Origin of the sequence: Aeromonas sp. (assembly GCF_051657805.1) — a bacterium.
Classification (GTDB): Bacteria; Pseudomonadota; Gammaproteobacteria; order Enterobacterales; family Aeromonadaceae; genus Aeromonas.
This window is the reverse complement of record NZ_JBOFLJ010000058.1, coordinates 15869-38912: the sequence shown is the minus strand read 5'-3', so window position 1 is coordinate 38912 and position 23044 is coordinate 15869. Positions and strand designations below refer to the sequence as shown.

The window sequence follows — 23044 nt, the reverse complement described above, 5'->3', positions numbered from 1 at the left end:
GGGGTATAGTATATTGCATTCCATCTTGCAGGAGAAATTCATGTCATCCGCCGCATCGCAACACTGCTGCCAACCCGTGGTCTATCGAGGCAATCCCCTGGCCGAACAGAAGACCCGCTGGGCCGTACTGCTCACCGCCGTCATGATGGTGGCGGAGATCGGCGGCGGCTGGATCTTCAACTCCATGGCTCTGCTGGCCGATGGCTGGCACATGAGCTCCCACGCCCTGGCCCTCGGCCTCTCCGTGCTGGCCTATCGCGCCGCCCGTCACTATGCCCGGGATCACAGGTTCAGCTTCGGCACCTGGAAGATAGAGGTGCTGGGGGGCTTCACCAGCGCCCTGTTGCTGGTGGGGGTGGCCGGCCTGATGCTGTTCGAATCTGTGGCCCGATTGCTGGACCCCAGCCCCATCCACTATCAGCAGGCCATCGGCATCGCCCTGCTGGGCCTGCTGGTCAACCTCGCCTGCGCCTGGCTGCTGAAGGACGATCACGGCCATCACCATGGCCACGACCATGGTCACAGGCACGATCATCATCACGACCATGAGCACGGCCATCGGGATCTGAACCTGCGCGCCGCCTACCTCCACGTGCTGGCGGATGCCCTGACCTCGGTGCTGGCCATACTGGCGCTGGTGGGAGGCATGCTGTGGGGGGCCGACTGGCTGGATCCCCTGATGGGCATAGTGGGGGCCGTGCTGGTGGCGGTCTGGGCCAAGGGCCTGCTGCGGGATACCGGGCTGGTGTTGCTGGATGCGGAGATGGATGCCCCCGTGGTGGCGGAGATCCGGGAAGTGATTGCCGAGCTGCCCGGCGCCGAGGTCCGCGATCTGCACGTGTGGCGGGTCGGGCAGGGGGAGTATGCCGGGGTGCTATCCCTGACGATGGCGGCGCCCGTGCCGGCCAGCGAGATCCGCGAGCGGCTCGCCATCCACGAGGAGCTGGTACACCTCACCATAGAGATAGCCCCGGAGTAGGGGGAGGGATCAGTGGGGCTGGCGCACGCCCTCATGGGGAGCCTGATGCCAGACGGTGCCGAGCAGCAGCTTGAGCAGCAGTGCCGGCGGGTTGTCCAGCAGGCGGCCAGACTCCAGCAACAACTGGCCGTCGGCATGGTAACCCAGGCTGGCATGTATCTCCCCCTCCTCATCCACTATCTGCAGGAGGCCGTGGAGGCTGCCCCGTTCGCCGGGCTGGCAGCGTAGCCGCAAGGCTCTGGGCTCCCCCAGCAGGGTGAAGGCGCGAGAGAGGGGAGGCGTGTCCTCGTAATCCGGCCAGTTGAAGAAGTGATACTGCTCGGCGAGGCTCCCCGCCAGCTGACAAAACTGGTCAAACAGCTGGCTGAGGGCCAGGTAATCCGCGTCCAGCCGCTTCGCCTGATCTTCGATGCGCGTCATCCGTTAATCCTCTCTATCCATTTGATCGGAATTGATTTTTTCTACCATGAACTGGCTTCATCTGGTGATGCGGCATATTTTGGCTCTGGTCTGTGAGCTCGCTCCAATTTTCGTTATGAAAACGTTATCTTGTTGAATGAGATTGGTTTTTTTTGCCGACCTGCTCACATTTACGGCAATCCCCGCTGATTAATATGGCACCGCTCGGCCACGGCCGGGTACTCGTCTATCGAGACTAACTACAGCGGGAATTATAAAAAAATGGATATGAAAAAGACCAAAGTGGCGCTGGTAACAGCCTCACTGCTCGCGCTTTTGTCTGGCTGTAATGACAACAGCTCCTCGTCCTCCACCCCCACTCCTCAGGATGAGCCCGTCGCTCGCCTTCCCAATATGCAACCGCCGGCCGAGCTGCTGGTGGCCGGCCCCAACGAGGCGGTGATCGCCCTGGTCGACACCCAGACCAGCGCGGCCCGCAGTATCGACGGCCCCTTCGCCGGCCACAGCCTGCACCTGTGGAACAACGATGCCTGCAATGCCACCGCCGAGGGTGGCCTGAACGCGAGCTGGGACGATGCCAGCAAGACGGCGTCGGCGGCAGACAGCTTCGGCCCCGCCTGGGTGGTGCCCCTCTCCAAGATGGAAGGCTGCATCAACTTTATCGCCCGTAACGGCGAGCTGGCGAACCTGACCGGCGCCGACATGAAGGTGGTATTCAGCGATCATCCGGACCGCACCGTGGCAATCGTCGCGGGCAAGAACGAGATCTTCGGCAGCCGCGCCGAGGCCTTCACCGCCGCCTTCGGCGTGGCCGGGGCCAGTGCCCATCTGATCGACGGCAACACCCTGATCTGGCAAGGGGGCAAGGACAAACCCCATGTGCGCCTCTACTACACCGAATCCGGCACCATCACGGCCAACAGCGAGGGGGTGTTCGACTTCCCCTATCTCAAGCTGACCCCCACCAGCCTGACCGCCGAGCAGCAGGCCAAGTATCCGCACCTCAAGGATGCCGCCGCCTTCGCGCTGCCGTCTGGCAAGGATCTCAAGCCCCTGCTCAAGGGGGAGCTGGTGGCCATCGGCACGGACGCGAGCGGCGTGCTGCAGGGGGCGACCCTGGTGCAGAGCGCCGGGGCCCTCGACGCCGTCTACGCCGAGGCCGCGACCAAGCTGAGCTATGGCGCCATCGTCGAGGGTGGCAATGTCACCTTCCGGCTCTGGGCCCCCACCGCCAAGTCGGTCAAGCTGGCGCTGTTCGATGAGAAGCACCAGTCCCTCGGCGAGCGGACCATGACACAAGACGAGGCCAGCGGCAGCTGGAGCCTACAGGCTGGCAGCGATCTGGTGGGCAAGTATTACCGCTACGACATCCAGGTCTACCATCCGCTTAGCCGCAAGCTGGAGTCCTATCAGGTTACCGACCCCTATTCCCTCAGCCTCGCCATGAACTCCGAGTTCAGCCAGGTGGTGGACTTGGATGATCCGGCCCTCAAACCCGAGGGATGGGACAGCCTGAAGGCGCCCCACAGCCAGGCCAATCCGGCCGACATCGTCATCTATGAGGCCCATGTCCGGGATCTGACCGGCAACGACGAGTCCACTCCGGTCGAGCACAGGGGCAAGTTCCTGGGGCTGACCGACAGCGACAGTGTGCCGGTCAAGCACCTGCAATCCCTGGCCAGGAGCGGCGTCAGCCACCTGCACCTGCTGCCGGTGTTCGACATCGCCACCGTCAACGAGGATCCGGCCAAGGTGGCCAACATCGGCGACGACTTCAGCAAGCTGTGCGAGGTCAATCCCGAGGTGAAAAACTCCAAGTTCGCCAGCCATTGCGGCGGCGGCCAGACCATAGAATCCGTACTGACGGATCTGCAGACCACAGACAGCAAGGAAAACCCGGTGGTGCAGGAGCTGTACGGCTATCTGCGCGGGGTGGACTCCTTCAACTGGGGCTATGACCCCTACCACTACACGGCCCCGGAAGGCTCCTACGCTACCAATGCGGAGGGGACAGTCCGGATCAAGGAATTCCGCGAGATGGTGCAGGCCATCAAGCAGAACATCGGCATGAACGTGGTGATGGACGTGGTCTACAACCACACCAACGAGGCGGGGCTGGGTCCGAAGTCTGTGCTCGACAAGATAGTGCCCTGGTATTACCAGCGCCTGAACCCGGAGACCGGCTCGGTGGAGAACTCCACCTGCTGCTCCAACACGGCGCCGGAACACGCCATGTTCGCCAAGCTGATGGATGACTCCCTGGTCACCTGGGCGCGGGACTACAAGATCGATGCCTTCCGCTTCGACCTGATGGGCCACCATCCGAAGGATCAGATGGTGCAGGCCCTGGCCGAGGTGAAGAAGGTCAACCCCGAGATGTACTTCTACGGGGAAGGCTGGAACTTCGGCGAGGTGGAGAACGACAAGCGCTTCGTGCAGGCGACCCAGAAACACCTCGGCGGTACCGGCATCGGTTCCTTCTCGGACCGGCTGCGGGATGCGGTGCGCGGCGGCAGTCCCTTTGACGGCGGCGACGGCATTCGCAAGACCCAGGGCTTCGGCAACGGTGCCTTCGTCGATCCCAACGAGGTGAACGGTGTGGAACTCGCCACCGCCCTGCATCAGTCCGATCTGGTGCGCCTCGGCATGGCGGGCAACCTCAAGGAGTTCGTGCTGACCGACAAGGACGGCATTCCGAAGAAGGGCTCGGACATCGACTACAACGGTCAGGCGGCGGGCTATGCCCAGGATCCGACCGAAGTGCAGAACTATGTCGACAAGCACGACAACCAGACCTTGTTCGATAACCTGGTCTACAAGGCTCCACAAAACGCCGATCTGGTGCGTATGCAAGGGGTGTCGCTGGCGACCGCCATGCTGGGGCAGGGGATCCCCTTCACTCACGCAGGGGTTGAACTGCTGCGCTCCAAATCCATGGAGCGGGACAGCTATGACTCGGGTGACTGGTACAACCGGGTTGACTACACCCTGGGGGACAACAACTTTGACAAGGGCTTGCCGCGCAAGGACAAGGATGAGGCCAACTATGGGCTGATCGAGCAGGTGCTCGGCCAGCACAGCAAGCCGACGCCGGACCAGATGCAGGCGATGCAGGGCTTCTATCAGGAGCTGGCCGAGTTGCGCCAATCTTCCCGTTTGCTGCGTCTGGGTAGCGGTGCCGAGGTGATTAAGCGGGTCGACTTCCGCAACACGGGGCCGGATCAGATCCCGGGCCTCATCGTGATGAGCGTGGATGACGGTACCAGTGCCGGCGCGGATCTGGATCCCGCCATCGACGGCCTGGTGGTGATGATCAACGCCACCAACGCGCCTCAGAGCATCGGCGACTTCCGTGACGGCAACGATCAGCCCATCGATCTCTCCGGCATGGTGCTGAGCAGTGCCCATCGCGGCAGCGACAGCATCGCCAGCGGCGCCTCCGTCGGCAGCGGTGAGCTCACTCTGGGGGCCTGGTCTGCCGCCGTCTTCGTCAAACCCCAGGCCGGCGCTCAGGGCACGGGCCTGCCGGTGGGCAAGAAGACGGATTTGAGCACCATACCCCCGTTTGGTGATACCGATGTCTTCGTGCGCGGCTTCCTGAACCAGTGGGATCCGGTGAACAAGATGAACTTCAGTGGCAACTTTACTTATGAGTTCACCACCGAAGTGACTACCGATCAGTTGGGATCGACTCAGGTGAAGATCGCCGGTAGCGACTGGGGCGGGCCCATCAATTACGGCAAATGCAGCGATTCCGATCAGCTGGCGGCAGGCCAAGTCAGCGTGCTTTGCGCCAATGGCGGGGATCTGCCGTTCAATGTCGACAAGGCCGGTACCTACAAGTTCGTGTTCACGGCCATGAACAAGGAAAAACCCAGCCTGAGCGTCAGCTACACCGAACCGGTTCAAGCCTGCAAGGTGTTGGATACGGTGGCAGGCAATCCGCTTGGCTTCCCGCTCTATGTGCGCGGCAGCCTGAGCAGCTGGAATGCCCAGGCTGCCTACCAGCTGAACTACAAGGGGATGGATGGCAACCTGGCCATCTACCAGGCGGCGTTCAACTATGCGGGTAGTTTCGAGTTCAAGTTTGCCAACGACGACGCCAACTGGAGCAAGCAGTTCTACGTCCAGGATGCGGGTGGCAAGTTGCTCCCCCTGAGCGCCGAGCAATCCTATCCGCTGCAGCATGGGGATGGTGGCATGGGTAACAACAGTGTCACGCTGGACAGCGGTCTGTGGAGCTTCCTCATCAAGGTCGATCCGAGCAAGGCCTCTGGCGAAGTGGGTACCGTCATTATCCAGGAGTGCACCCCCAAGTAAGCCAACCCATCGAGTCCGGGACTGGCTCGGCAGCCCCGGATTGAATTCCACCTCGCCAAGGGTGGGATAAGCCGAGAGCGTAAGCACAAGGCGCGGACTGCCATCATCAGCCGCGCCTTGATTTTTTGGCCCGGTTTCTGCCGGGTTTATACAGAAAAGCCGCAACTCTCATTGCGGCTTTTTGTTTCTGCTGCTCCGGCGAGGGACAGGGTAGATGGGATCAGCGCTTGCGCAGCAATCGCAGGGCGTTGGCGGTGACCAGGGCGGTGGCACCGGTGTCGGCCAGCACGGCTATCCACAGGCCCGTGATGCCGAGCAGGCTGGTGACCAGGAAGATGGCCTTGAGCCCCAGCGCCAGCGCTATGTTCTGGTGGATATTGGCGAGTGCGGCGCGGGACAATCGGATCATGGCGGCGAGGGCGCCGAGCTGGTTGTGGGTCAAAGCCGCATCTGCAGTTTCCAGCGCCACATCCGTGCCGCCACCCATGGCGATGCCGATGCTGGCCCGCTTCATGGCGGGGGCGTCGTTGATGCCGTCCCCTATCATGGCCACCTTCTGCGTCCGGGCCAGCTTGGCTATCTCTTCCACCTTGCCCTCCGGCAGCAGACCGGCGCGCCAGCCCATGCCGAGTTCGCCGGCGATGGCTTCGGCGGCTCTGGGGTTGTCCCCGGTCAGCATAAGGCTCTGCAGCCCAAGTGCGCTCAGTTCTTGCAGCGCGGCGGCTGCCTCGGGCCGGATCTGGTCGCGCAGCGCCAGCAGGGCGACCGGTGCGGCCCCCGCCTGGCAGAGCAGGACCACTGTCTTGCCCTGTTGCTCCAGGGTGGCGATCCTGGTCTGTGTCTCGTCATCCAGCGATTCAACCCGGCTCGGCGCCAGCAGTTGCCAGAGCACGCCGTCGATACGCCCTTCCACTCCCATGCCGGGCAGGGCACGAAGGTCCGTGGCGCTAGACAGGGTCAGCCCCTGCTCGTTTGCGGCGGCGACTACGGCGCGGGCCAGGGGGTGATGGGAGCCCTGCTCGATGGCGGCGGCCAGCGCCAGCCACTCGGACTCGGATCTGCCATCCAGGCTGATCAGCTCAGTGAGCTGCGGCTTGCCCAGGGTCAGGGTGCCCGTCTTGTCGAAGGCGACGGTATCGACGTGGGCCAGCCGCTCCAGCGCCGCGCCTCCCTTGATGAGGGCCCCTTGCCGGGTAGCCGCCGCCAGGGCAGAGGTGACCGCCGCCGGGGTGGAGATCACCAGGGCGCAGGGGCAGCCGATGAGCAGGAGCGCCAGCCCGCGATAGATCCACTCATCCCAGCTCTGGCCGAAGAAGAGGGGGGGTACCAGCACCACCAGCAGGGCGACGAGCATCATGGCCGGGGTATACCAGCGGCTGAAACGGTCGATGAAGCGCTCTATGGGGGCGCGCTGGGTCTCGGCCTCCTCGATGAGATGCAGGATGCGGTCGATGGCGTTGTTGCCGGGCTCGGAGACCACCTCCAGGCGCAGCACCCGATCCGCCGCCAGACTGCCGGCGGGCACCTTGTCCCCCTGTCTGCGCTCCACCGGGATGGATTCACCGGTCAGGGCGCTCTCGTCAAAGGCCCCGAGGGTATCGAGCAGACGGGCGTCGGCGGGCAGCCGGGCACCGGGTGCTATCTCTATGATGTCGCCGGGGCGCAGCTCGTCGGCGGCCACCTCTTCACACAGCTCGCCCTCAGGGGTTTGGCGAATGCGCAGGGCCTTGTCCGGAACCAGCGCCATCAGGGCGGTGACTCCGGCGCGGGCGCGACCGGCGGCATAGGCCTCAAGATGTTCCCCCAGCATGAACAGCAGCAGCACCATGGCCGCTTCTGCGGTCTCACCGAGGAAGAGGGCACCGACGGCTGCCACCGTCATCAGGGTCTCGATGGCGAAGGGGGAGCCGCTCTTGGTCAGGGCCCAGGCCTTGCGGGCGACGGGCCAGAGCCCCCACAGGGTGGCCAGAATAAACAGCGGCTTGCCGACTGCATCGGGCAGCAGCGCCGCCACCAGCATCAAGCTTGCAAGAGAGAGGGGCTGCCAGTATTTGCCGAGCAGTGTCATCAGGGGGCTGCGTGGCTTGGCATCAGCGGTCTGGGAATTTCCCTTGAGCTGGAAGCCGGCGGCCAGCACGGCGGCCGTGATGGGATCGGGGGAGAGACCGGGGGCGAGATCCACCACCAGCTTCTCGGTGGCAAACAGCACGCGTGCCTGTTGCACGCCGGCGACCCGGCCGACAGCTGTCTCTATCTTGCGAGCGCAGCTGGGGCAGTCCATCCCCAATACTTGCCAGCTGTGGCGGCTGGTGTTCTGCGCTGGCTCATGCAAGGGGGCGAGCTGGTCGGGAGCATCGTCGTGGTCATGATGGCCGTGCGCATCTTGATGCCCATGATCATGGGCATGGGCATGGTCGGGAACTTGAGGCTGAGCGCTGCAACAGGCCTGGCCGCTGCAACTCCCTCTGGGGGGCTCTTCATCTCCCGGCGGATCGCTCTCGCCGTGTGCCTGATGGTCATGGGGAGCCTGGCTGGTGCAGCCACTGACGGGCGCCGCGTTATCACAGCAGTGGCTGTCGTGTTGATGCTCGCTCTGGTGGGAAGCGGCCTTGCTGATCGCCTTGATGGAGGCGGCATGTGCATGGTTGCAGCAGGATTTGCTCATATGAAGTCCCTCTTGAGTGGATCACGCCGGTGCGAGATCCTGGATATCTGAGCCGAGTGTAAACCTTGGTGTTTAGTCCAAGGTCAAGCCACTTCTTGTCCCTGCCAGTGCGAAAGGACTCTTGTCGGTTCAATCCATGGTCAGCCTCTTAAATCCCTGTCATTGACGGGTGTTTGTCCCTCTCGGCTGGGCCTATACTGGGAGCCCGGATCCTCAATCAATAATCAAGGACATAACATGAGCAATACCGTCACCCTGCAAGGCAACCCTGTCTCCGTCTCCGGTCACTTCCCCGTTGCCGGTGAGCAGGCCAAGCCCTTCTCCCTGGTTGCCAAGGACCTGTCCGATGTGACCCTGGCCAACTTCGCCGGTCAGCGCAAGATCCTGAACATCTTCCCGAGCGTCGATACCCCGACCTGCGCGACTTCCGTGCGCAAGTTCAACGAACAGGCCAGCTCCCTGAACAACGCCGTTGTGCTGTGCATCTCCGCCGATCTGCCGTTCGCCCAGGCTCGCTTCTGCGGCGCTGAAGGTCTGGACAAGGTGGTGAACCTCTCCACCCTGCGTGGCGTCTCCTTCCTGCAGGACTACGGTGTGGCCTTCTCCTCCGGCCCGCTGGTGGGTCTGGCTGCTCGTGCCATTGTTGTGCTGGATGCCGACAACAAGGTGCTGCACAGCGAGCTGGTGGCCGAAGTCGCCGACGAGCCGAACTACGCCGCCGCCCTGGCTGCCCTGGCCTGATAACGACTCTGTCTACGCGAGTAGATGTGTCGAAAGTAAAACGGCCCGCTCTGTGAGCGGGCCGTTTTTTTATCCGGTTTTTGAGGTGTCTGCATCCGTTGCCGTTGGCGCGAGCGCCCTGTGCAGGTGCAGGCCGAGCTGCTGACCGGGATCCTGCTGCAGGGTGAGCACACCGAGCTGCTGCGCCTGCTCGACCGTGATCTCTTTGGACAGCAGGGCATTGAGCCCCGCCTCGCTGACCATGACCACCCGATCCTGTGGGGTGGGGGCCGGGCTGTGCAGTTGCAGCAGCAAGACCTCCTTGCCCCTCATCTTCGACCAGAGCCCGGAGTCCACCAGCAGGATGGAGAAGCCCCCTGGCTGATCGGCCCGTTGCAGCAGGTCTTTCAGTTGCAGCAGCCACTGCTGGGCACGTACGAAACCTTCCCCTCCCGCCAGCGGGGGAATGGGGCTGATGCGGTGGGAGGAGATGGCATTGGCGGTCGCGATGGCCACATCCAGCGACCCCGGCCAGGCCGTGGCGAAGGGATCACCCACCAGCATGTCGTAGCCACAGGCCCGGGTCTGGGCAGAGAAGGGGACGACCAGACCAAGGACCAGCAGGGTGGCAACCAGAGTGCGGGGGAAGGGGGTGACCATCTTGCTGTACTCCTGAATGAGGGTCGGGGGATTGATAAAAAGAACACCACAGGGAGCCAGGATTGTCCATGGTTGTTGCACTGGCCGGTCATCGCTGGCTAGACTTCGCCTCCCACTTCTTTATCCATGTAGCGCCATGACCTTCAGCGAACTAGAACTCTCCCCCCCCTTGCTGGCCACCTTGCCGGCCACCCTGCAAAGGCCGACCCCCATACAGCGACTGGCGATCCCGGCGGTGCTGGCGGGGGATGACCTGCTGGCCCTGGCCCGCACCGGCAGCGGCAAGACGCTGGCGTTCGGGCTCCCCCTGCTGCAGCGACTGAACCCGGCGCAGCCACAGATGCAGGGCCTGGTGCTGGTACCGACCCGGGAGCTGGCGACCCAGGTGAGCGAGGCGCTGAAGGCGGGGGCCCATGCTCTGGGGCTGCGGGTGCTGACCCTGTGCGGCGGGGTCGCGCAGGAGCTGCAGACGAGTGAGCTGGCACTGGGGCCCCAGTTGCTGGTGGCGACCCCGGGCCGGCTGCGGGATCTGCTGAGTCAGCAGGCTCTGGGGCTGGATGAGCTGCGCATGCTGGTGCTGGATGAGGGGGACCGCCTGCTGGAGATGGGGTTCTGGCCCGATATCCAGGTGATACTCAACGCCATGCCGGCGACTCGCCAGACCCTGCTCTTCTCCGCCACCCTGCCGGCCGAGCTGGAGACCCTGGCCAGCGACTTGCTGCGTGCCCCCCGCCGCCTCGAAGCGGATCCCCTCAACAGCGTGGCGGAGGATATCGAGGAGCGGCTCTATCTGGTGAACAAGAGCGGCAAGGTGCCGGCCCTCATCGCCTTGTTGAAAGAACAGGATTGGCCCCAGGTGCTGGTATTCATCAGTGCCCGTGACTCCGCGGACGGGGTGGCCCGCAAGCTTGCCAAGGCGGGAATACCTGTGGCGGCCTTGCATGGGGACAAGGAGCAGGCGGTGCGGGAGCAGGCGCTCGGGGATTTCAAGAGCGGCAAGGTGCGGGTGCTGGTGGCCACGGATCTGATGGCACGGGGCATCCACGTGGAGGCGCTGCCCCTGGTGATCAACCTGGACCTGCCGGCCAGCGCCCCCGTCTATGTGCACAGGGTCGGGCGCACCGCCCGGGCTGGTCGCAGCGGGCTTGCGATCTCCCTGGTGTGCCACGGCGAGGCCGATACCCTGGCCGCCATCCGCACCCTGACCGGGCGCGAGCTGCCGCTGGCCGAGCTGCCCGGCTTCCCGGTCACGGATCTGCCATCCAGCGGGGAGAGCAAGCGCCCCGCGCGCGACAAGCAGGCCAATAGACGCACCCAGGCCAAGCGCAGCGTCAAGCAGTTCAAGAGCAGAGGCTAAGCCCAAGCCTTCTGCTCGCCCAACTGGTCAGTATCAAATAGATACCGTTTCGCTATGCTCCATGGGTTTCACCATGGAGGGATGACGAATGACCAGTCTGGTAATGGGGCCCTTGCTGGGGCTCGAATCAGAGACCCAATACAGCCTCTGCTTCATGACGGAAGCCGGTTGCAAGCGCGCGTCCGTGAGGATCAACGGCGAGGTGCTGGCCGCCGGCAAGCAGGCGGACACCCCGAAAGGGAGCTTCTGGCGGCTGGTCTGGCAGGCGAGCCCCAAGAAGGCCGGTACCCCCATCGACTACGAGATCCTGCTGGACGACAAGCCAGCGCAAGATCTCGGTGGGTACGATAAGTGGCAGTTCTATCTGCCGGGGAAGAAAGAGAATGTGTTGATAGGCTACGCCTCCTGCAACGGTTTCTCCGATTTCAAACTGCTCACCTCCACCCCGGCCCCCTACGCCATGTGGGACAAGCTGGCTGCCGAACACAAGGCCCATCCCTTCTCCCTGCTGCTGATGGGGGGTGATCAGGTCTATGCGGACTCCCTCTGGACCTCGGTGCCGACCATCAAAGCCTGGAATGAGCTGGACAGGGCGGAGAAGGTCAAGCGCAAGGCGACCCGGACCATGGTGGATCAGCTGGACCGCTTCTATTGCGAGCTCTACTGCAAGCAGTGGGGCCGCCCCGAGGTCGCCTTCATGCTGGCCCGGGTGCCGAGCGCCATGATGTGGGACGATCACGACATCTTTGATGGCTGGGGCAGCTACCCCGATGACTTGCAAGGCTGCGAGGTCTATCAGGCCATCTATGCCGCCGCTGCCAAATATTTCCGGCTGTTCCAACTGCGCACCGGCGCCAACACGGCGTTGCTGGACAAGGCTCTGAATCATCACTCCTGGCGGCTGAGCTTTCGGGGCTACCAGATCCTGGCCCTGGACAACCGCGCCACCCGCACCCTGACCCAGGTGATGAGCCGATCCCAGTGGGATCAGGTCAACGAGGCGCTGGCGGGCTGCAGCAGCGGGGATCTGCTGGTCATGACCGGGGTGCCCGTGGTCTATCGGGACTTCTCCTTCAGCGAAGCGGCGCTGGATGCCACCCCCTGGGAGGAGGAGCTGACCGATGATCTCAAGGATCACTGGCGCGCCAAGGCCCACGAGGGGGAGAGGGCGCGCCTCATCATGCGGCTCTTGGACAATGCCAGGTTGCGGCGCAAGAATGCCAAGGCGGACAAAAATACCAGTCTGGAGCCCAAGACCCTGATCCTGTCCGGGGATGTGCACGTGGGGTGTCTCGGGGTCATTCAGGACAAGCGGGAGGGGGTGTTGAACCTGCACCAGTTGGTCTCTTCCGGCATAGTCCATCCCTGTCCGACCCAGTTTCAGTGGATGGGGATCCTCGCCATGACCAACGACAACCCAGAGTACCTGGACGAGAGCCGGCTGATCCGCACCGAGCTCATCAAGCCGTTCGGCGCCCCCGTCTATCTGCGCACCCGCAACTTCGCCACCCTGCAGATGGGCACGGACGGCAAGCTGTGGGCCAACTGGCGTTGCGAAAACGGGCTGGATGCCAGCTATCCCCTGGCCTGATGGGGTTGAGTGACAAGAGAAGGGCCCACATACGGGCCCTTTTTGTGGGTGTCGGCGCCTCCGGCATCAGGGGCTGGTTTGCTCCTGGGCGAAGAAGTCGCGCCTGAATTGGCCCAGCACCTCCTCCCTGTGCTGCTGCCAGCGCGCTGAATCCATGTTTCCCTGGCTCGCCGCCAACTGCTGTTCCAGTTCGGCCAGCTGCTGCTGGTAGCGGCCGCGCTGATCCAGTTGCTGCTGGCGCGCCCTGGCAAAGCCGAGGCTGGCCTCGGCCCGTTCGGCGGGCAGGAAGTGACGGGCCAGGGTTTCGAGCTCCTCATCCCCCCACAGCTGGCGCGCCTGCAACAAGCGGGCGTCCGGGTTGAACAGATCCGCCGCCAGATCCGGGTATTGCGCCGCCCACGCGTCCTGCAATCGGGTCAGGGCGGCCAGCCGCTCGGTCAGAGTCAGTTGTTCACTTTCGCTGGCCAGCTGTGCCAGCGCCTCGGCGTAGCGCCCCTGCAGCAGGGTCAGGCTCTCCCCCTCGCTCGGCCACTGGGCCTCCACGTTTATCAAGTTCTCCAGCCGCTCGTCCAGGGGCTGGTCGCTCTCCTGAATCTCGCTGGCGAGTCGCTCCTCGGCCTCCTGTGGCAGTGCCCGCCAGCTGGGGGCCGGGGCGGGCGTCTGGCTGCTGGTGACTACCGACGATGGCGCATCTGCCGAGATGGGCTCTAAGGATGCTGACATCGCCTGCTGCGGGCTGGCACTGCTTTGGCTGGCCTCAGCGCCCGTTGAGCCCGCCGGTTCGTCCTGCCAGATGAGGTTGAGCAACACCAGCGGCACTATGGCCAGGGCCAGGACCCAGTAGCGCCGTCTCATCGGGCTATCTCCCCCTTGACCGGGAAGTGATCCGAGAGGTTGCTGGCGGGCCAGAGGCTGCCATCGCTGGAGCGCGGGATCCAGACGCTGTTGAGGTTATGGCTGGCGGCGCCGTACTCCCGGCTGACCACCAGATAGTCCAGGTACTCGACGTTGGCGCCGCCGGAGAGGGGGCCGCCGGCATAGGGGTTGAGCCTGGGGTCGAAGGTCGCCTCGGTATAGCCGCCATAGGCGGGCTCATGAGCATTGAGGTTGGCCAGCATGTTGGCGTAGTCATCGGCAAACTTGCGCTTGTTGACGTTGAAGTCGCCGCCGTAGATGACGGTATCCGTGGCCGGGATCTTGAGGCTGGCGGCCAGGGAGCGGATTTGGCCGAACTGGATCTGGCGCAGCCTGCGCGCCTCGTCGGTGTCGAAGCTGGCGGTGTGGGTGGCGAACAGGTGCCAGGCCTTGCCCCCCTTGATCACCTCGGCGTACATCACCCCCTTGTCAGCGAAGCAGTCGGTGCCGGTGCACTGGGGATAGACGAACTGGGCCTCCCGCACTATGGGGTAGCGGCTGACGATCACCACGCCGCCATCGTGAATGTTGACCCCCGGCTTGTCGAGCACCTTGGTCTGGTAGGGATACTCCTTGGCCAGGGCCTGCAGGAAGCCTTCGCGGCGGCCGTCGAACACCTCCTGCAGCAGCAGGGCGTCGTAACCCTTGAGGTAATCGGGCAGCAGGGTCAGTCGCTCGCCGATGCTGGAGGCGATCACCGGCAGGGCCCAGATGTTGTAGCTGGCGACCTTTAATCTGTTCTCGGCGGGTTCCGGCTGTTCCACTCGCTTGGGCGGGGTCAGCATATAGTGCAGATCGTCGTAGCGGCCGGTGAACTTGGCGGCGAAGGCGAGCTCCTGGGGCCCCGGGAGGCGGTGGATGGCGCGATCGCTCTGCCAGCCGGAGGCGCCTGTGGGGGTCTCGCCGCCGTGTTGCAGCGTGGTGTTCCACCAGGTGCCCTCCATCAGCTGGTTGAGACGATAGGTGTCACCGCCGGCTGTGGTGACCCGGGTCTCGAACAGATAGTTCTTCCCCGCCTTGACCCCCTCGTAGCGATTGAAGCTGAGCACCATGGCGCTCTCCCAGGGGCCGAGATCCGTCCTGTGCTGGGTCCACTGGCTGCCTTGCTGCAACTGGCCGCTGCCGCTCTGGCGGATCTCCAGTTGCAGGGGCTCGGGGCCGTTGTTGGTGAGATAGACATCGGTATCGGCCAGCGCCTGCAACGGCAGGGAAGCGGCGAAGATCAGGGCGGTGTATCGGGGGAGCAGGTGCATCATCTAAGTCCTTTTTGGTCGAGGCACGGTGGAAAGTGACTGTTATGGCGGGCATAGAGGTCATTTCATTTACATTTTTGTTACAAATAAATGAAAGGCCCCATATGGGGAGCGTCAGCCAAAAAGGATTGATCTCGGGGGAGACGGGGCGCGGCGGGTGCGCGCCCCGGGCAGGGCTAGTCGTGGAACTGGTTGATGAGGCGAGAGAGGTTGTGCAGCCGCTCTACCAGGAGGGTGATGCCATCCAGCGCCTGCCGGCTGCTGTCGGCGGTGTGGTTGGCCAGCTGGTGGATCTGGTGGATCCCCTGATCCAGGGTGCTGGTGACATCCGCCTGCTGGCTGACCGCCTGGGCTATCTCGTCGCTGGTGTGGGTGACCCGGGACAGCATTTGGTTGATCCGGTCGAGCACCTCGGCGGTGGCCCCCATCTGTTGCTGGCACAGGGCCGAGGTCTGGGCCCCCTGGCTCATGCCGTCGGAGAGCTGCTGGGTGCTCTGCTGCAGCGCCCCTATCATGTCGCTGATCTCGCCGGTGGAACTGCGGGTCTTCTGGGCCAGGGCCCGGATCTCGTCGGCCACCACGGCAAAGCCACGGCCCTGTTCGCCGGCCCGGGCCGCCTCGATGGCGGCGTTGAGGGAGAGCAGGTTGGTCTGATCCGCGATCTGGCCTATCACCTCTAGGATCCCGCTTATCTTCTGGCTGTCCCGGGTCAGGCGGGCCAGCACGCCCTGGCTGGCATCCAACTCCTGATGCAACCGGTTGACCGATGAGCGGGTGGTGGCGATGGCCTGCTGACCGCTGGCGGAGACCTGCTGCACCTCGCTCACCAGGGCATTGGCCTGATGGGCGTTGTCGGCCACATCGCGGATCGACTGGCTCATCTGGGTGATGGCGGCGGCCAGTTGCTCGCTCTGGGCCCGCTGCTGCTGCAGGTGGGTGTCTATGGTCTGGATGTGGCCCCTGTCATCCTCGGCGGCCTGCAGGATCTGCTGGTTGGTGTCGACACTGCGACCCACCACGGCCCTGAGCTCCGCTTTCTTCATGCGCAGCAGCAGCTCTATGGCCCCCAGGCTGTCCCGCCGCCGGCTGTAGATCAGCTGGCAGAGCGGGGTGCCGAGTTCCTCCCCGGCGCTGGCCATGAGCCGCTTCATCCGCTGCTGCCAGCGCCAGCCAAGGGTCATTTGGCCGAGCAGGCAGGGCAGGGCTACCCAGCCCCAGGCGGGCTGCCCCGTGACCAGGGCGAGGCACAGTGCCAGCAGGGTGATGCCCGATAGGCAGAGGGTGAGGGGGCCGGGCTCCACATTGAGGCGACTCAGCCAGGGCAGGGCCTTGCCGGCCCGGATGCGGGCGTAGAGCCGCTCAGCCCAGTCGATGTCCTCTTCATTGGGACGGGTGCGCACCGACTGGTACTCGATGATCTGCCGCTGCTCGTCGAGTATGGGGGTGACATAGGCGTTGACCCAGTAGAACTGGCCGCTCTTGGCGCGGTTCTTCACCAGCCCCATCCAGCTCTTTCCCTGCTGCAACCTGCGCCACATGTCGGCGAAGGCGGCCTTGGGCATGTCCGGGTGGCGCACCAGGTTGTGGGGCACCCCTTCCATCTCGCTGGCACTGTAACCCGCCACATCACAGAAGTGCTGGTTGGCATAGGTGATGTGGCTGGCGGGGTCCGTGGTGGAGATCAAGGATATCTGGTCGGGAAAGCGGATCTCCCCTTCCCGTTGGGTTGTGGTCATGTGCGCATCCTGATTTGAGCCAAGTAACTGATAAATTTGTTTTTATTGTTGTTCGTTGTGCAGGCTTCATTGTAGGGACGGCCCAAGGGGCTATCTTGGCTTGGGTCAATAAATCGACACTATGACGACGAAAAAGAACAGCTGAAAGGTGTATTCGGGGGCTTATCGGCCGGTTCTGAAGTCGTGGATCTCCCCGCTTCTCGGCTTGAAGCTGGGATCCTTCTTTTTGTCCGCCTCGACCCAGGCCATGGCCTGGCAGAAGCTCTCCTGCTTCGCGTACTCATCGCGCACCTGATCGATGGCCCGCTCGGCGTTGCGCCGCACCATCTTGCTGGCCTTGCGATCGCTGAACGCCTGCTGCTGGCTCAGCATCCAGTCGGTGAAGGCCTGTTGGCATTCGGCCTCGGTGGCCGCCTGGGCGGGCAGGGTACAGAGCAGGGCGAGCAGAAACAGAGGGCGCATGGGGGACTTGTCTAATGGCATGGATGAGATCAGAGAGGCGGCATTCTAAGCCGGGAACTTGATTCGCAACAGTGACAAAAGCGGGGCCGGCCTGGCTGGCCCCGCTGTTGGGATGCTCAGTGCTTGATGAGGTAGAGCTGGCGGCTGTAGGCCACGTCTTCCGGGTTGTTGATGGGATAACCCTTGAGCCAGGGCTTGATCAGGCGGGCATTGGTGTACTGGTAGATGGGGGCGATCGGCGCTTCCTCTTGCAGTATGGCCTCGGCCTCGTCGAACAGTTTGGCGCGCTCGCGCTCATCCAGACTTCTGGCCGCCCTGGCCAGCAGAGCATCGTAACGGGGGTTGGCGAAGCGGGCCATGTTGCCGCTGTGCTGGCTGCCCCAGAGGCCGAGGAAGGCGGACGGATCGTTGTAATCCGCGACCCAGGAGGAGCGGATCACCTCGAACTGGCCGCTCTGGCGACTGTCGAGGTAGGTCTTCCACTCCTGATTGGTGAGCTCGACCTGGGCGCCGAGTTTCTGCTTCCACAGGTTGGCGATGGCCAGCGCCATCTTCTTGTGGATCTCGGCGGTGTTGTAGAGCAGGGTCAGCTTGAGGGGCTTGTCCGGGCCATAACCCGCCTCTTTCAGCAGGGCCTTGGCCCGCTCGTCCAGCTCGCGCTGGCTGCTGGTGGAGAGCAGATTCGGCTTGGGATCGAAGTCGGCGGTCACGTCCGGGGTGAAGTGATAGGCGGGTTTCTCCCCGGTACCCAGCACCCGATCGGCGATGAGGCCGCGGTCTATGGTGTAGGAGAGCGCCTTGCGCACCCGCACATCGTCCAACGGGGGGCGTTGGGTGTTGAAGGCGTAGTAATAGGTGCCGAGCTGCTCAGGGGTATAGACCTCCCTCGGGATCTGCTTCATCAGCTTCTGGTATTGCTCCTTGGGGAAGGATTCCGTGATGTGCAGATCCCCCGCCAGGTAGCGGTTGGTGGCGGCGCTCTCCTGGTTGATGGGCACGAAGGTAACCTTGGTCAGCACGGTGTGGGCCTTGTCCCAGTAATGGGGATTCGGGGTCAGCTCCAGCCGTTCGTTCACCACGCGGTGGCTCAGCACGAAGGCACCGTTCCCCACCAGCTTGCCCGGCTGGGTCCACTGGTTGCCGTATTGCTCCATGCTGGCCCGGTGCAGTGGCGACAGGCTGGGGTGGGTCAGCAGGCTCAGGAAGTAGGGGACCGGCTGGGAGAGGTTCACCTGCAGGGTGTGATCGTCCAGTGCCTCGACCCCGAGCTCGCTCGGTGCGGCCTTGCCCGCCACTATCTCATCCACGTTATTGAAGTGGGCGAGCTGGGCGAACCAGGCGAAGGTGGCGGCCTCCTTGGGGTCCACCAGCTTGCGCCAGCCGTAGACGAAGTCGGCGGCGCGCACGGGATCCCCGTTTGACCAGCGGGCATCCGGCCGCAGATGGAACGTAAACTTCTGATTACCCTCGTTGTCCCAGCGCGATGCCACCCCGGGCAGCACCTTGCCATCCGGCCCCTGAGTCAACAGCCCCTCGTAGAGATCCCGCAGCACCTGCAACTCCGGCAGGCCGACCAGCTTGAGGGGGCTCAGGCTGGTGGGCTCGTCTTTCAGGTGGCGCACGACCGACTGGTCTGCGGCGAGTTGGGTGCCGGCCGGCACATCGGCGGCCTGGACACAGGCACAGCCCAGCAGGGCCAGCAGGGGGCTCCATCCTTTCATGGCGAATCCTTCAAATAGTGTGAAGCGGGGAGAAACTCGGCGAGAAAAATTCGCCGGCAGACGGGGAATCATGATATCCCCTTTGCTGGTCAGACCGCCAGCATGAGTCCCCTGGATTGCCGGACCGTGCTACCTTGTTTAGCCCGAGCCTTCGCCGGAAGAGGAGTGAGCGATGAGAATATGGATGTTGTTGGCCTGTGTCCTGAGTCAGAGTGCCTGGGCGCTGGCCCCCTGCGAGCGCACCAGCGCGGTGGGGAGCTGGTGCGAGGTGAGCATCACGGATCTGCACCCGACCCAGGGTGGGGTGGGTCAGCTACAGGTCGATGCCACGGCGCGGGAGCTGGCGGACAAGAGCGCCGAGCAACTCGACAAGCTGATGAAGAAGAAGGAGATCCCTGTGGTCATAGCACCGGACGGCGGCTACTGGCTGGTGGACAGGCATCACCTGACCAAGGCGCTGTGGCAGCAGGGGGTGAAGCAGGCCAGGGTCAAAGTAATAGCCAGGCTGCAGGACAAGACCAATTTCTGGAGCCAGATGCAGAACAATCACTGGGCCTGGCTCAAAGATGAGAAGGGCCAGCCCCTGACCCCCCAACAGCTGCCCAAGCAGATCGGCGAGCTGCCGGATTACCCCTATCGCACCCTGGCGGGTCAGTTGCAGGATGCGGGCTACTTCAGCAAGAAGGGTCAGGTCTACTTCGTCGAGTTCGCCTGGGCCAGCTGGCTCGGCCAGCAGATGGATTGGCTGCCGGTCGACGGGGCCAACCTGGCGGATCGTCTCAGTCAGGCCAAACGCCTCGCCTGCAGCAGCAAGGCCAGGGATCTGCCCGGCTACCCCGGCAAGCAGTGTCGCGTCAATCAATCGAAGAGTGCGAGCTGAATCAGGCTCCGGCCCCTTCGATGGGGAGAGCGGGTGGATCCTGCACAAAAGGTCTGGTTGATATTTATTCTCAATTAGCCATGATACAGCTTCCACTCATGTCGGCAGGGGAGAGGGAGATGACGAATCACAACTGGCAACGCTACATGCTGGAGGCGGAAAACGCCCTCGACATGGGGGCGCTCGGCACGGCCATCTGCCTCTACCAGCAGGCGCTGGGAGAGGTGTATGAGCTGGGGGCGGATGAGCTGAACCTGGACGAGCTGGACGAACTCGCCAGCATGCGGGTCGCCACCTGTCACCGCCTCGCCGACTTCTGGCGCGCCATGGAGGAGCCTGCCTATGAGCTGCGCTACCTCAAGCTCGCCTCCGAACTGGTCACCGCCCTGGTGCCACAATGTCCGAACCGGGAGTGTGAATCCCTCATCAGCGAGCTGGGCTGCTGCCGCGCCGCCCTGCTCTCCTTCCTGAAACGCCACCCGAACCCCGAGATAGCCCGGCTTATCCAGGTGCAGGACAAGGTGCAGGGCTGCGAGCTGATCGGCCGCTTCCGCCTGAACTAGGGGCTAGCCCCGCCGCCCCAGCTTGTGGGCGATGCGATCTTGCGCCTCTTCCCCCTGCAAGGCCTGGGAGAAGGCGCGCGCCTCCATGTCGATGACGAAATGCACCGCTTGCCTCAGCTCCTGCTTGAGCAGGGCCTTGCTTTTTTGCAGCGCCCTCGGCGGCTTGGCGGCGAGTCTCAATCCCTGCTCCCGCGCGAATCCGAGCAGCTCGTCGGTCGCCACCACCCGGTTGGCGAGGCCTAGGCGCAGCGCCTCGGCCGCATCCATCGCCTCCGCCAGCAGCAACAGCTCGGATGCCTTCAGGTGACCCACCGCCCTTGGCAGCAGGAGGCTTGAGGCAAACTCCGGCACCAGCCCCAGCTCGACGAAGGGCAGTTGCAGTCGCGCGTTGTCCCCCAGATAGACCAGATCGCAGTGCAGCAGCAGCGTGGTGCCTATGCCGACCGCCGGGCCCGCGACGGCGGCGATGACGGGCTTGGGAAAATCGGCGAAGGCGTGGAGGAACAGCAGGATGGGATCGTCGGGATCCAGGCTCTCCTTGCCCATAAAGTCGGCGAGATCGTTGCCGGCGGTGAAGCACTCCGCCTGGCCCTGCAACAGCACCACGTGCACGCTCTCATCCTGGCTCGCCTGTTGCAGTGCGGCGGTGAGGGCCTGGTACATCTGGGTGTTGAGGGCGTTGCGTTTGTCCGGCCGGTTGAGGGTCAGGGTGAGCAAGCCATCCTGCTGCTCGACCAGAATAGTGGGGGCCATGTCTGAATCCTTGTCATTTGAAGCTGCCAAAAGCCTGCCAGGGGGGTAAGCTTTCCATCGTTTAACAACATCATAAAAGGATTCAAACCATGTTTAAACGTGCGTTTTACTCCATGCTGACCCTGCTGTTGGCCACCCCCGCCCTGGCCAAGGTGGAGGCCGTCGATGGCTATGTGCGCCTGCTGCCCCCGGGCTCCCCCAACACGGCGGCCTTCATGGTATTGAAGAACGACGGCGACAAGCCGGTGACCCTGACCGCCGTATCCTCCCCCGAGGCCGCGCGAGCCGAGCTGCACACCCATCTGCACGAGAACGGGGTGATGAAGATGCGCCAGGTGGATGGCATCCAGATCCCCGCGAAGGGGGAGGTGGCCCTCAAACCCGGCAGCTTCCACGTCATGCTGTTCGAGGTGAGGGAACTCGCCCAGGCTACTCCCTTCCCCCTGACCCTGACCCTGGACGATGGTCAGACCCTCAGCCTGAGCCTGCCGGTGAAGCCAGTCGAGCCGATGAAAGGCATGCAGCACTGACATCGGCCCGGACATTAATGGACGCTGGTTCAGCTTTTTACTCTAGGTATTCCTTGCGCTCTGGGTAAAATGATGGCCTTTCCAGTCCATAAGGGAGTTATATGATGAAGAAGACCTTGATTGCCGGCAGCCTGCTTGCTCTGTTCAGCCACGCCGCCATGGCCGCCGACGACTGGCGCTTCGCGGCGGGTGCCGACCTGTGGAACGCCCAGGGCAGTGGCCAGATCAACGGTGACGGCGCCGATGGCAGCTATGACGACAACTACAACTGGAACGGCTACCTGCAACTGGAGCACGGCATCTTCCTGCTGCCCAACGCCAAGTTCGAAATGTCCGATCTCAGCAGCAGCGGCGGTTCCTTCAACAACGATCTGCTGGCCTACGACCTGACCCTCTACTATCGCCTGATGAACAACGACCTGTTCCAGCTCGATCTGGGTCTGACCGGCCGCCGTTACGACGGTGACTTCAACACCCAGCACTACTCCTATGACAAGGATGTGCTGATGGCCTACACCGGCGGCGAGATCCGCATTCCGGGTACCGGCTTCGCGGCCTTCGGCGATCTGCGTGTGCAGGATGCGGACAACTACGACTACCGTCTGGGCGGCTCCTACAAGTTTGCCTCCGTGCCGCTCAAGCTGCGTGCCGGCTGGCGTGAAGTGGACATGGACTTCGACAAGGTCGATCAGAAGGTCGATGGCTGGTTCATCGGCGGCGAATTCACTTTCTGATCTGAGTATTCAGATCTGATCCGGGAGGGATGATGGGCCACATCATAGTGACAGGCGCAGGCTCCGGCCTCGGACGTGCGCTGACAATCGGACTGGTAGCGCGCGGCCACAGTGTTGCCATGATGGGGCGCCGCTACCACAAGCTGCAGGAGCAGGAACAGCTGCTCGGCAAGGCCGTGGTCGGCATCGCCGCCGATCTCGCTCACCACGAGGAGGTGGAGATGGCCTTCTCGGCCGCCGTGGCCTGGGGCGGTCTGCCGGATCTGGTGATCCACTGCGCCGGGGTGGGGGAGTTCGGCCCGGTCGGGGTCTATACCGCCGAGCAGGTGCGCCGGGTGGTGGAGAGCAACCTGGTCTCCACCATCCTGGTGGCCCAGCAGACGGTGCGCCTCATCGGTGAGAAGGGGGGCGTGCTGGCCAATGTGCTCTCCTCCGCGGCCCAGGTCGGCAAGGCCAACGAGAGCCTCTATTGCGCCTCCAAGTGGGGGATGCGAGGCTTTCTGGAGTCCCTGCGAGCTGAGCTCAAGGGCTCCCCCCTGCGACTGGTGAACCTCTATCCGAGCGGGATCCGCAGCGAATTCTGGGACAACTCGGATCACGTGGACCCGAGCCGCTTCATGACGCCGGAGGATGCCGCCGCCTACATGCTGGACGCCCTGGAGGCGCGCAGCAGTTGCCACGTGACGGATCTCTTCATCGGACGCAACGACTGATCCTTACCGCTCTGGCAGCAGTGATTGCTGCCCGGAAAACAAAAAGCGCGCCTATTGACGCGCTTTTTTCAT

19 protein-coding genes are annotated in these 23044 nt (G+C 63.6%); 10 read left to right on the top strand and 9 right to left on the bottom strand.

Features of this window, described 5'->3' with window-relative positions:
* Nucleotides 1–40 precede the first annotated feature (40 nt).
* The gene (gene dmeF / locus ACRCYW_RS17785; protein WP_438551347.1) at nt 41–979 is read left to right on the top strand and encodes a CDF family Co(II)/Ni(II) efflux transporter DmeF; all 939 of its coding nucleotides are present in this window, start codon (nt 41–43) and stop codon (nt 977–979) included.
* 9 nt (nt 980–988) lie between these two features.
* Here dmeF and ACRCYW_RS17780 read toward each other — a convergent pair whose 3' ends face one another.
* The gene (locus ACRCYW_RS17780) at nt 989–1399 is read right to left on the bottom strand and encodes a hypothetical protein (RefSeq protein WP_438551346.1); all 411 of its coding nucleotides are present in this window, start codon (nt 1397–1399) and stop codon (nt 989–991) included.
* Between the two features lie 261 nt (nt 1400–1660).
* Between ACRCYW_RS17780 and pulA the strand changes: the two genes are divergently transcribed.
* On the top strand, nt 1661–5719 hold the full coding sequence (gene pulA, locus ACRCYW_RS17775) for a pullulanase-type alpha-1,6-glucosidase (protein WP_438551345.1): 4059 nt from the start codon (nt 1661–1663) through the stop codon (nt 5717–5719).
* A gap of 220 nt (nt 5720–5939) precedes the next feature.
* On the opposite strand, the gene ACRCYW_RS17770 is transcribed toward pulA, so the two are convergent.
* Nucleotides 5940–8384, bottom strand: coding sequence for a zinc/cadmium/mercury/lead-transporting ATPase (locus tag ACRCYW_RS17770; protein ID WP_438551344.1), 2445 nt, complete (start codon nt 8382–8384; stop codon nt 5940–5942).
* A gap of 237 nt (nt 8385–8621) precedes the next feature.
* Between ACRCYW_RS17770 and tpx the strand changes: the two genes are divergently transcribed.
* Complete coding sequence (tpx, locus tag ACRCYW_RS17765; protein ID WP_100859384.1) at nt 8622–9125, top strand: thiol peroxidase; 504 nt, start codon at nt 8622–8624, stop codon at nt 9123–9125.
* Between the two features lie 69 nt (nt 9126–9194).
* Here tpx and ACRCYW_RS17760 read toward each other — a convergent pair whose 3' ends face one another.
* A complete protein-coding gene (locus ACRCYW_RS17760) occupies nt 9195–9764 on the bottom strand; it encodes a hypothetical protein (protein WP_438551343.1) in 570 nt (189 codons plus the stop codon).
* Between the two features lie 136 nt (nt 9765–9900).
* Between ACRCYW_RS17760 and ACRCYW_RS17755 the strand changes: the two genes are divergently transcribed.
* Both ACRCYW_RS17755 and ACRCYW_RS17750 read left to right on the top strand, forming a co-directional pair.
* Nucleotides 9901–11121, top strand: a complete 1221-nt coding sequence (locus ACRCYW_RS17755) for a DEAD/DEAH box helicase (RefSeq protein ID WP_438551342.1) — start codon at nt 9901–9903, stop codon at nt 11119–11121.
* An 88-nt stretch (nt 11122–11209) separates the two neighbouring features.
* Complete coding sequence (locus ACRCYW_RS17750) at nt 11210–12712, top strand: alkaline phosphatase D family protein (protein ID WP_438551341.1); 1503 nt, start codon at nt 11210–11212, stop codon at nt 12710–12712.
* Nucleotides 12713–12778: 66 nt separating this feature from the next.
* On the opposite strand, the gene ACRCYW_RS17745 is transcribed toward ACRCYW_RS17750, so the two are convergent.
* The 5 genes from ACRCYW_RS17745 to ACRCYW_RS17725 form a co-directional block, all read right to left on the bottom strand.
* A complete protein-coding gene (locus ACRCYW_RS17745; RefSeq protein WP_438551340.1) occupies nt 12779–13567 on the bottom strand; it encodes a hypothetical protein in 789 nt (262 codons plus the stop codon).
* Nucleotides 13564–14880, bottom strand: a complete 1317-nt coding sequence (locus tag ACRCYW_RS17740; RefSeq protein ID WP_438551382.1) for a sphingomyelin phosphodiesterase — start codon at nt 14878–14880, stop codon at nt 13564–13566. The genes ACRCYW_RS17745 and ACRCYW_RS17740 overlap by 4 nt, the downstream gene beginning before the upstream one ends.
* Nucleotides 14881–15056: 176 nt before the next feature.
* On the bottom strand, nt 15057–16616 hold the full coding sequence (locus tag ACRCYW_RS17735; RefSeq protein WP_438551339.1) for a methyl-accepting chemotaxis protein: 1560 nt from the start codon (nt 16614–16616) through the stop codon (nt 15057–15059).
* A 162-nt stretch (nt 16617–16778) separates the two neighbouring features.
* Complete coding sequence (locus ACRCYW_RS17730) at nt 16779–17078, bottom strand: hypothetical protein (protein WP_438551381.1); 300 nt, start codon at nt 17076–17078, stop codon at nt 16779–16781.
* 116 nt (nt 17079–17194) lie between these two features.
* Nucleotides 17195–18799, bottom strand: a complete 1605-nt coding sequence (locus ACRCYW_RS17725; protein ID WP_438551338.1) for a peptide ABC transporter substrate-binding protein — start codon at nt 18797–18799, stop codon at nt 17195–17197.
* Nucleotides 18800–18971: 172 nt separating this feature from the next.
* On the opposite strand from ACRCYW_RS17725, the gene ACRCYW_RS17720 reads away from it, so the two are divergent.
* Complete coding sequence (locus ACRCYW_RS17720) at nt 18972–19679, top strand: ParB-like protein (protein WP_438551337.1); 708 nt, start codon at nt 18972–18974, stop codon at nt 19677–19679.
* A 119-nt stretch (nt 19680–19798) separates the two neighbouring features.
* On the top strand, nt 19799–20242 hold the full coding sequence (locus ACRCYW_RS17715) for a DUF2753 family protein (RefSeq protein WP_438551336.1): 444 nt from the start codon (nt 19799–19801) through the stop codon (nt 20240–20242).
* 3 nt (nt 20243–20245) lie between these two features.
* Here the strand turns inward: ACRCYW_RS17715 and ACRCYW_RS17710 are convergent, their stop codons facing one another.
* Nucleotides 20246–20995, bottom strand: coding sequence for an enoyl-CoA hydratase (locus ACRCYW_RS17710; RefSeq protein ID WP_438551335.1), 750 nt, complete (start codon nt 20993–20995; stop codon nt 20246–20248).
* A gap of 89 nt (nt 20996–21084) precedes the next feature.
* Here ACRCYW_RS17710 and ACRCYW_RS17705 point away from each other — a divergent pair, with 89 nt between their 5' ends.
* From ACRCYW_RS17705 to ACRCYW_RS17695, 3 genes are all read left to right on the top strand, one after another.
* On the top strand, nt 21085–21525 hold the full coding sequence (locus ACRCYW_RS17705; protein ID WP_438551334.1) for a copper chaperone PCu(A)C: 441 nt from the start codon (nt 21085–21087) through the stop codon (nt 21523–21525).
* Nucleotides 21526–21629: 104 nt separating this feature from the next.
* Entirely contained in the window at nt 21630–22259 is a 630-nt protein-coding gene (locus tag ACRCYW_RS17700) for a TIGR04219 family outer membrane beta-barrel protein (protein WP_438551380.1), read from the top strand.
* 32 nt (nt 22260–22291) lie between these two features.
* On the top strand, nt 22292–22972 hold the full coding sequence (locus ACRCYW_RS17695; protein ID WP_438551333.1) for an SDR family oxidoreductase: 681 nt from the start codon (nt 22292–22294) through the stop codon (nt 22970–22972).
* Nucleotides 22973–23044 lie beyond the last annotated feature (72 nt).